Below are 8,414 nucleotides of genomic sequence, written 5' to 3'. Positions count from 1 at the left end.
ATAACGACAATACCAGCGCACATTCAGTAAGATCATTTCAGGTAGAAAGTGGTGCGATTTGAACAGGGAGTCAGCAGTCATTTAGAGCGAGGCTAGAGGAAATTAAGCTCCACCACCCTACCATTTTTGCGACACAACCCTTTTAACTGAAGTTCTGTCAAAAGTACCCTCACGGGTACTACGTAGGTTTAAAGGAGCTTGCCATATTGAAGTTGTTATTTAGTAGGAGGCTTAGAAGATTATGACTTTAATATCAAACCAAAAACTAATGAAATTGTTTGCATTTACAGGTCTTGCTACAGTCCTGCTTTCAACAGAGCTGACGCTAGCGAAAGAAATGCAGGGTTGGAAGGTCGAAGGCAGTGGTACTGGCATCGTGGAGGGGCAGAACTACAGTTTATATAATCTCGATCAGAAGGGCTATTTAGGCTATCAGGACCGTCGAGGCGCAAACCTAGGATGGGACAAGTCACCCAACCAAGGGATGAAGCTGAAGCGCAAGAGCCCTGGCAGGGGTGCAATTAAATGCGGTGAGCTTTTCGCACTTTTCGTTGAAAAGGAATGGATAATCTACGAGAAGCAAACTACAGGCATCAATCTCTCAAGCCGCACTCAACTTGCAGACGATCGCTATCAGTGGAAGTTTACGAACTGTCAGGCAAACGACGTGATTCAACTGAATCAGCCCGTAACCCTGACAAACACAGTTGAGAATGACTCGGTAGTCGGCTGCAAGCGGGTATGGGGTGTGAACCTATGTTGGGCCAATACGGTGTTCTCCTTCAGAGGAAGCAACTACCACAAGGACGTGGTACCTAGACCATAATCGATCAACTATCGATCCCTTGACTCTAGATTGCGATCAACAGGAAGTCTCAGCGTTCTTGCGAACGCTGAGACTTCCTGCTTCAAGCTCAAACGTCTGCTAGGATGAACTGCTTCCCTACTTTAGAAAAGCAGCACCTCTTAATTTCTAAGAGTAAGAATAAAGATTCTCGCGACTTTTTAAGCAGGATGAAAAAGCGATTTAAACTGAGAGTAGCGATGAAATGGCACACTCAGAACATTCAGAGAGGTGTATATCATGAAACCTACGACTTGGTATCCTGAAGAAAAGGACGAGAAGATTAATCAGTATCTAAGCCAGACTAACCGCGCACCCTATGCAACTATCTTCGCAGTGTTGATAGGGCTATTCTGTCTTCTTACCTTTGTTGTCTTGGTTAGCAGTTTTTAGATTCTCAACTTCTTCATAGCGTATGGGCGATCTCGTATTGTTCGTCCTGGTTTAGATCGTTCTCCATTTTTAGACCTGACAGGAGGCTCAGATGGCAACTTCTAATCGGCTTGAAAATCTCAAACAAAAATTTACTTCTGATTCAACTAGTTGGGGCAGCCTACTTGTTCTGGCGCTTGGCATTGCAACGCTTGTACTGCTCATGGTGCTCTTTTCACACGGATGGCTCATGAACATCCCCTTAATCTCTTAACATCAGGAATCTCTGTTATTGCAAGGAAAACGCGGTATTGATGGTCTAGATTGTACGGCGAATCACTGCTAAAAATCCGTGCATCAGATATTCGCAAGCGGTTCTAGCAGTTGTTAGAAGCAAGAGCGATCGCTCATCGTTTGGTGTCAACTATCAGCCAGGTTCAGAAGTTCAAAAGCTGTTGAGACAGCAGGGCTCTCGTTAAATTTGTAAGATTTTAGCTGCACTGCGAAACGGTTTCGACTGATGAAATCTACGCACATGTTCTCATAGGCTCATTGCCTTTGCTCGCTGATACTGCAACTGGTCTACTCCCAATTTTGGGAACTGATTTGGAGATGTACATCAGTCAATATAAAGAGACAGGCTAAGACCCCACTCTAATGCACAAGTGGACTTATCGGAGTAAAGATTCCAAGTGGATTCTATAGGTCATCAGTTTGTTTGGTTGAAGTTGCATCATGGTCTGGGAGCATCTGCTCTACATGGCGCACCCTAGAGAACACATACCCACCCAAACCGACCAGAATCAATCCTAACGAAGTGATGACATACAGGAGCGCGACTCCTGCGCCCCGGCCAGTGCCGACAATGTTACCCAAAATAAAAGTCAACCCATTATTAGACATCATCATAGGCTCAAACACTCGATCTGCAAGTGGTCCGGCCATCAGCATCGCGATCGCGGAAATGATCTGCAAAATTAGCGATCGAGCCGCGAGAACCCGTCCTTGAATATCAGGGTGCACCTTCGTGAGCCAAATGGCTTGTTCGGAACTGGTGAGCAGCGGAAAATTCAGCGAAGAACAGAATTGAGCGGGCAACCAAACGGACGGCATCCGCGCGAGACCAAACATCGTTTTGCTCAAGCCCGCTCCAATCATTCCTAGCAGCACACCGTGAATATGGCGTTTCGGTCCACCCCAAGCACTTAAAATCAACGCGCTACTCACTCCACCTAAACCCGCCGCAGAGGCGATCGTGCCAAGGATCTGAGCATCATTTCCGGTGCGCGCCAGAATCAGCGGGGCATAAACAGCGCCTCCTAAATCGTGAGCTAACCAAAACAGGGACATTAAGACAACGATCGCCCGTAAGCCAGGACGAGCGACAATGTAGCGAAAGCCAAACACAAGTCGATGCCAGATTGTCGCTGCCGTTTCGTGATCGTTTTGGCTGAGTGCCAGTTGAGGAATCTGCACTGGCAAGACTGTCACTAGCGCGACGCCGAAAGCAATGAGATCAATCATCGCAATTCCTGCAAGACCAATCTTGGCGTAGAGTGCACCTGCCAAAGCAGGCGCGAGAATAATGGCTCCATAGTGAATTGAAGCGTTGAGACTGCTGGCACGTCCGTACTGGGATTTGGGAACCAATAACGAGATCGAAGCCGAGTGAGCCAGCGTTTGAATTTCGACAAAAATTCCTGCAATCGCGCCCAATAAGTAGATCTGCCAAAGTTGCAACTGGTGGGTGAGAAACAGACACAGAATGGTCAGCGTCGAAAGTGCCGCTACAGCATCTCCAATAATTAATAGCCATTTGCGATTCCAGCGATCGATGATCATACCTGCAAAAAACATGACCAAGATACTGGGCAGAGTAGAAAAGAATCCCACTAATGCTAGGGCGGTTGCTTGTCCCGTCAGTTCCCATGCCCAAATCTGAATGGCAAAACTGGTCATGCGGCTACCAAACGTAGACACAAGCTGACCCAGCCAGATGATAAGAAAAGTACGCATCGTGATGTAATGGCTAGGATTCAGTCTCTGCGGTAGGCAGCAGTGATCGAACAGGGAGCAAAAGCTCGCTCACTTGCTTCAGAATGAGTTTAACCGCGATCGATCCTTCGATCCGGCTCCAAAGTTGGTAATCAGCAAAGTGAACTCGTTGAGCTTGACTGGCAGGCAGCGATTGAAGAATAGCAGGGATCACTACTTGCTCTCCAGCACTATTGCATTTTTTTGTTCGACTAAATGCTGAAACAGATCATCCAACACCTGATTTGCTGCAATCATTCCCCAGCCGGCAATCCAAATGTAGCCATCAACCTCATACACTTTGTTCTGTTTGACAGGCTTCAACCGCGACCACAGCGGATGCTGTTTAAACTGCGTTAGGTTTGACTCATTGTGATCGCCCAGGAGCAAGAATATGACATCCCCATTCATTTGAGGAATCAACTCTAACGACACGCGTTCCCATAATTTGTCTTTATTCTGATCCGGAGGACGGGGCAACCCCACTTCTTGCAAAATCAGTCCGCTGAAAGACTTTTTCATGTAGATGCGAACGTTGTTTTGCCAGAAATTGACGACAGAGATTTGGGGATTAGAAGAGCGATCGCCCATTGATCGCTTTAAGGTTTGCACTCGTTGTTCGTAGTTCTGCAAAAGCTTTTCTGCTTCTAGCGTTTTTCCTAGCGCTTCTGCTTCTTTTTTCAGCCAGGTTTTCCACAAGCGGTTGTCATCGGTTTGCACAAAAACCGTCGGTGCAATTCGAGAGAGTTTATCGTAGGTCTCTTTACTATCCCAAGTGGTTCCCAAAATCAGATCCGGCTTCAGCAGAAGAATTTTTTCTAAGTTAGGTTGGCTATAAGTTCCGACACTCTCGATGCCTTGGGTTTGATCCGCAAGATAGTCGATAAACTTACCATTACCAAGCGTGGATGCTCCGACGGGTTTGACTCCCAACGCTAAAACATTATCCAGCTTGTTGAGCACAACCACCCGTTTTGGATTGAGTGGAACGCAAGTTTGACCCATGCCGTGTTCTACAGTTCGACAGGGCGTTGAGGCAGTGGGAGCATTAGGCTTATTGCTATTCGCTGAATTGCAGGCTAACAACAGCAAAACGATCAAAGGAAGAAGCAGCGATCGTGTGGCTAGATTTAAGCGTCCCGTGATCTCCGAACATTTCTTGTTTAGAAGAATTGTGAGACTCCAGTATTGTTGTTTCTTCAACAGAGAGGGATTTAACCACGATCGCAGCATTGTTCGCATCTAATTTGATTCCTTCAACCGATGTTCGAGTAGGAAAGCCTGACGAGATTTTGAACCATGTATTGCGACATCTTGTAGGTGTCTGTGCTGCCACAGCTACCCCGCAACTGCAATGCTTGATTCGCATTTTCAATCACATCCGCTTGATACGTTTCTAAGCTGTGCTGCGAAGCAGTTCCCCCTTCGGGATCATCGAGTCTTGCAAACGTTAGTTCAACTCGATTATGGCTTTCGTCCTCGTTGTGATCAATGACTCGACCCGTTACTTGATAGTCAAACCACTCCCACCCGTGTTTCAGCAGCAATTCCCGCTCTACCACTTGCGCTGCCCAAGGAAGAACGCCCCAACCTCGGTAAACTTGGTTGAAGCATTGGATGTCACCACTCCGCGTCAGAATTGCCGTCAGCGTTTCTTGATTGAGCCTGCCGTAGTATCTGCCATCCGGAAACGCGATCGCGGTAGGCGCAAAACGATGTCCGCCGATATGACTCGCTTGCCAAAGTCGCACTTCCGAATTGAGTGCCAAACCAGCAACAGTCGAGATCGCTTGGCGATAAAACGACTGACCATACTTCGCACAGCATTTATCGTAACTGCCATGTGTGCAAACGAGAATGTCCTTAGTTTGGATTTCTACAGGTTCATTGTGCACGTCTCCGTTAGACAAAACTTCTGTTACGAGCGGCGCTACTGCATCAAGGCTAGAAACCTGGAACTCTTGCTTACTATACCCTTCTGAAAGCCCCGCTTGCTGACGAAAAATCAGGACGCTGGTGCGGTGTTCTTGCTTTGATCGATCGCGGTAAATCAGCAACGGTCTAATCGACCGTTGATCTTGCTTCAGTTCTTGAACCAAAGTTCGCAAATTGGTGGGAACTTGTTTGGAATCAAAAGCATTCGCTGACCAAGGCGGAGGACACTCTATAAGAACGTAGATTTCAGCAGCTACAGCAGAGCCGATTAAATCCTCACCCGCGCCCTGGGACTCCTCGGCACAAAAGAAGCTGTTCATCATGAGAACCCATCCTTAGAATTCGACGGAGAGAGAACCGACTACAGTAAAAGGCGAGCCCGGATACACTAAAGAGCCTTGAGCTTCATAGTATCGAGTGCCGAAGAGATTTTTGAAGTTGATTGCCGCGCGGTAATTATTTCGCCGATAGAATATAGTGGCATCGCCCCGCACAAACGAAGGCAGCTCGATCGTGTTCGGCAATTCGGCTTCGCGATCGCCCACGAAAAAGATGCCGCCGCCGAACCCTAATCCTTTCAAGCTGCCGCTTTGAATTTCATAGGTTGTCCACAAGCTTGCACTATGTTGGGGCGCGTTGACCAGTCTGCTACCTACAGGCAAACTATTATCTTTGCTGACAAAGGCATCATTATAGGCATAGGAGGCAATCACATTCCAACCCGGAGCGAGTCTTCCGACCACATCTAGCTCGATGCCTCGACTTTTAATTTCACCGGCTGCGATCGAGAAATCAATATCATTGGGATCCGTGGTGGCGACATTGGTCTTCGTAATACTGTAAGCCGCGAGAGTAGCAGAAAGCCTACCGCCTAATAGCTCACTTTTCACCCCAACTTCGTACTGTGTTCCTCGTTCAGGTTCAAGCAACCCTCCACTGCTTGTTACTGCCAGAGCATTTGGCTTAAACGATTGGCTAAAACTGGCGTACAGCGACACGGGCTCGATCGGCTGATATACAATTCCAACGCGAGGCGAGAATGCGGTGTAGTTACGGCTAGAAGTCGTATCGATCAATCGGTCTTCATTCTCGAAATCAATCAGATCGAGGCGACCACCAACAAGCAGTTTGAGATTGGGAAGTAGCGCGATTTGATCCTGTAAATAAATCCCAAGTGTGTCGCTACGTCGATCGTTATCAAATACAGTGTCGAGATCAGTCGGAATCGGAGAACCGTAAACTGGATTGAAGATGTTAATCGGAGTAAACTCGGTACGCCGCAACACAGCATCATAGGTGTTGCGGCTCAATTCAATTCCTGCTAACAACTCATGTCTAACAGAGCCAGTATTGAAGTTGCTAATCAAATCGGTTTGCAGCCCAAAATCTTCGGCTTTCTCTTCAGAAACTGTGTATCTGCGTCGCAAGGTTTCACGGTCGGGTTGCAGTCGAAATGTGCGAGCTTGGGCATTAGAACGATCGGCATCAAAGATTTGGGCTGTGAATGCACTTCTTAATCGTAGGTTTGGGCTAAACTGATGCTCTAAAGTCAAGCTGGGCTTGTTCGCTGTCAAGCGATACCTGTCGCTCGGTTCTCCCAAAAATCGACGAATCGGAAGCCTAAAAATCTCTGGTTCGGAAGGAAAACCGCGATCAAAGGTTCGGTCTATCTTGATGTATTCGTACTCTAAAGCCAAATTTGTGGCATTACCGAGCTTGAACGTCAAGACTGGAGCTGCGACAAAAACTTCATTGTTGACAAAGTCGCGAAAACTACCTGCGTTTTCGTAGGCAAGATTTAAGCGATATAAAACCGATTTATCTGGAGTTAGGGGACCCGAAACATCGATCGACGGACGGTAGAAGTTGTAGCTACCAATCCTTAACTCACCGGAATAATAGGGATTACTCAACGGTTTTTTCGTGACATAGTTCACCACACCGCCTGGCTCAAACTGTCCATACAGAACAGAGGCTGGACCTTTGAGCACTTCGATCCGTTCGATGTTAGCAGGATCAGTAAAAGCGAGAAACCCGTCATCTCTAAACCCGTTTCTTAAGTTACTCGAAGCCTCTAAACCCCGAATTGTGTATCTATCGGTCGAGCCACCATATCCTTGCAGCACAGTCACACCACTGACATTGCGTACTGCGTCCCCAATACGAGTAACCTGCTGATCCTGAATCACCTGCTGAGGTATGACTTGAATTGACTGAGGAAGGTCTCGTAGGGGAGTATCTGTTCTGGTTGCCGTCGCAGCACTGGGAGCACGATATCCTGACTCTTGATCCCCAGTGACCACAACCTCTTCTTCATCAGCAGATTCTTCCTCTGATTGAGTGACTGATCCAGCAGGCGCAGATGAAGTAGACTGACTTACCTTTTCCTCACCATCGGCAGCTTGCTCTGGCTGAGCGGGTTGAGTGGCTGCGTTAGAGTTTGTCTGCGCTGAGTTGAGGGTTGGTGCAGAGGGAGAGAGGGGTGCTGTGGCAGCCGTGGAAGGAGCAGTGACACTGAGAACGAGTCTTTGCGTATTTTGAACAACTTGGGCGGAAGGCAGCCCTGCTTTGCCGACGATCGTGACTCGCACCGTGTTGGCACCGAAAGGTGTTACGGAGATACTAGCGATTCCATCGGCTGGGTTATCTTGGCGAAACGCTTTACCCTCCGACAATTGCGCGTTAGCAATGTCTGCGATCAATGTTTGACGATCGCGGGTTGTAAAAACTTGGAGTGGTTGGCTGCTTGTGCTCTCTAAAAAGAGTTCAACCCCGTTAGATGTTGGTTTGACTTGCACGGCTGTAATTTGTGTAGCCTCAGCCCAAGCCGACTGAGCTATCAAAACCGATGCTAGACCTGCAACGCCCAAACAAGCAAATGACTGCGCTTTCAACATCTCTCCTCGCACGAAAACATAGGGATGGGAAACAATTCAACACGATAAAACAGCCTCTCCGGGATGAACACTAGAGGCGAAACTACAACCAGCGCAGAGCGCAGACCCCAAGGAACTGCTCTTTCAACTACTAAAGATTTCTATTAGCTGCTTGAACAGTTATGCTAGTCGCATCAAGCGAATGACACAACTTATCATTAAGCAGCGAAGTGGCGCGGCTGTCAACCGTGTTCTGATCAGGAAGTTCACTTTATTGATCAATCGATGAAATCAGCCAATGACCCTTGCATCTAGCCGTTTTGAGAATCTAGCCCGTCTCAGCTCGTTTCAAT

General features: G+C 47.7%; 7 protein-coding genes. 2 read left to right on the top strand and 5 right to left on the bottom strand.

Features of this window, described 5'->3' with window-relative positions:
• Window positions 1–241 precede the first annotated feature (241 nt).
• Both H6F51_03760 and H6F51_03755 read left to right on the top strand, forming a co-directional pair.
• Window positions 242–826, top strand: a complete 585-nt coding sequence (locus tag H6F51_03760; protein ID MBD1821616.1) for a hypothetical protein — start codon at window positions 242–244, stop codon at window positions 824–826.
• Between the two features lie 502 nt (window positions 827–1,328).
• Entirely contained in the window at window positions 1,329–1,490 is a 162-nt protein-coding gene (locus tag H6F51_03755; protein ID MBD1821615.1) for a hypothetical protein, read from the top strand.
• A 425-nt stretch (window positions 1,491–1,915) separates the two neighbouring features.
• On the opposite strand, the gene H6F51_03750 is transcribed toward H6F51_03755, so the two are convergent.
• From H6F51_03750 to H6F51_03730, 5 genes are read right to left on the bottom strand one after another with little or no spacing between them, the layout of a single operon-like run.
• Complete coding sequence (locus H6F51_03750) at window positions 1,916–3,232, bottom strand: MFS transporter (protein ID MBD1821614.1); 1,317 nt, start codon at window positions 3,230–3,232, stop codon at window positions 1,916–1,918.
• A 13-nt stretch (window positions 3,233–3,245) separates the two neighbouring features.
• A complete protein-coding gene (locus H6F51_03745) occupies window positions 3,246–3,425 on the bottom strand; it encodes a hypothetical protein (protein ID MBD1821613.1) in 180 nt (59 codons plus the stop codon).
• Window positions 3,425–4,483 carry an iron-siderophore ABC transporter substrate-binding protein gene (locus tag H6F51_03740; protein ID MBD1821612.1) on the bottom strand — a complete coding sequence of 353 codons (1,059 nt, stop codon included), beginning with the start codon at window positions 4,481–4,483 and terminating at the stop codon, window positions 3,425–3,427. Before H6F51_03740 ends, H6F51_03745 begins: the two co-directional genes overlap by 1 nt.
• A 23-nt stretch (window positions 4,484–4,506) precedes the next feature.
• Complete coding sequence (locus H6F51_03735) at window positions 4,507–5,505, bottom strand: sucrase ferredoxin (GenBank protein ID MBD1821611.1); 999 nt, start codon at window positions 5,503–5,505, stop codon at window positions 4,507–4,509.
• Window positions 5,506–5,520: 15 nt separating this feature from the next.
• Entirely contained in the window at window positions 5,521–8,082 is a 2,562-nt protein-coding gene (locus H6F51_03730) for a TonB-dependent siderophore receptor (GenBank protein MBD1821610.1), read from the bottom strand.
• Between the last annotated feature and the right edge of the window lie 332 nt (window positions 8,083–8,414).

This window comes from Cyanobacteria bacterium FACHB-DQ100 (genome assembly GCA_014695195.1).
In the GTDB taxonomy this organism is placed as follows: Bacteria; Cyanobacteriota; Cyanobacteriia; order Leptolyngbyales; family Leptolyngbyaceae; genus Leptolyngbya.
The sequence above is the reverse complement of the archived record's forward strand: the minus strand, read 5'-3'. Positions and strand labels throughout refer to the sequence as shown.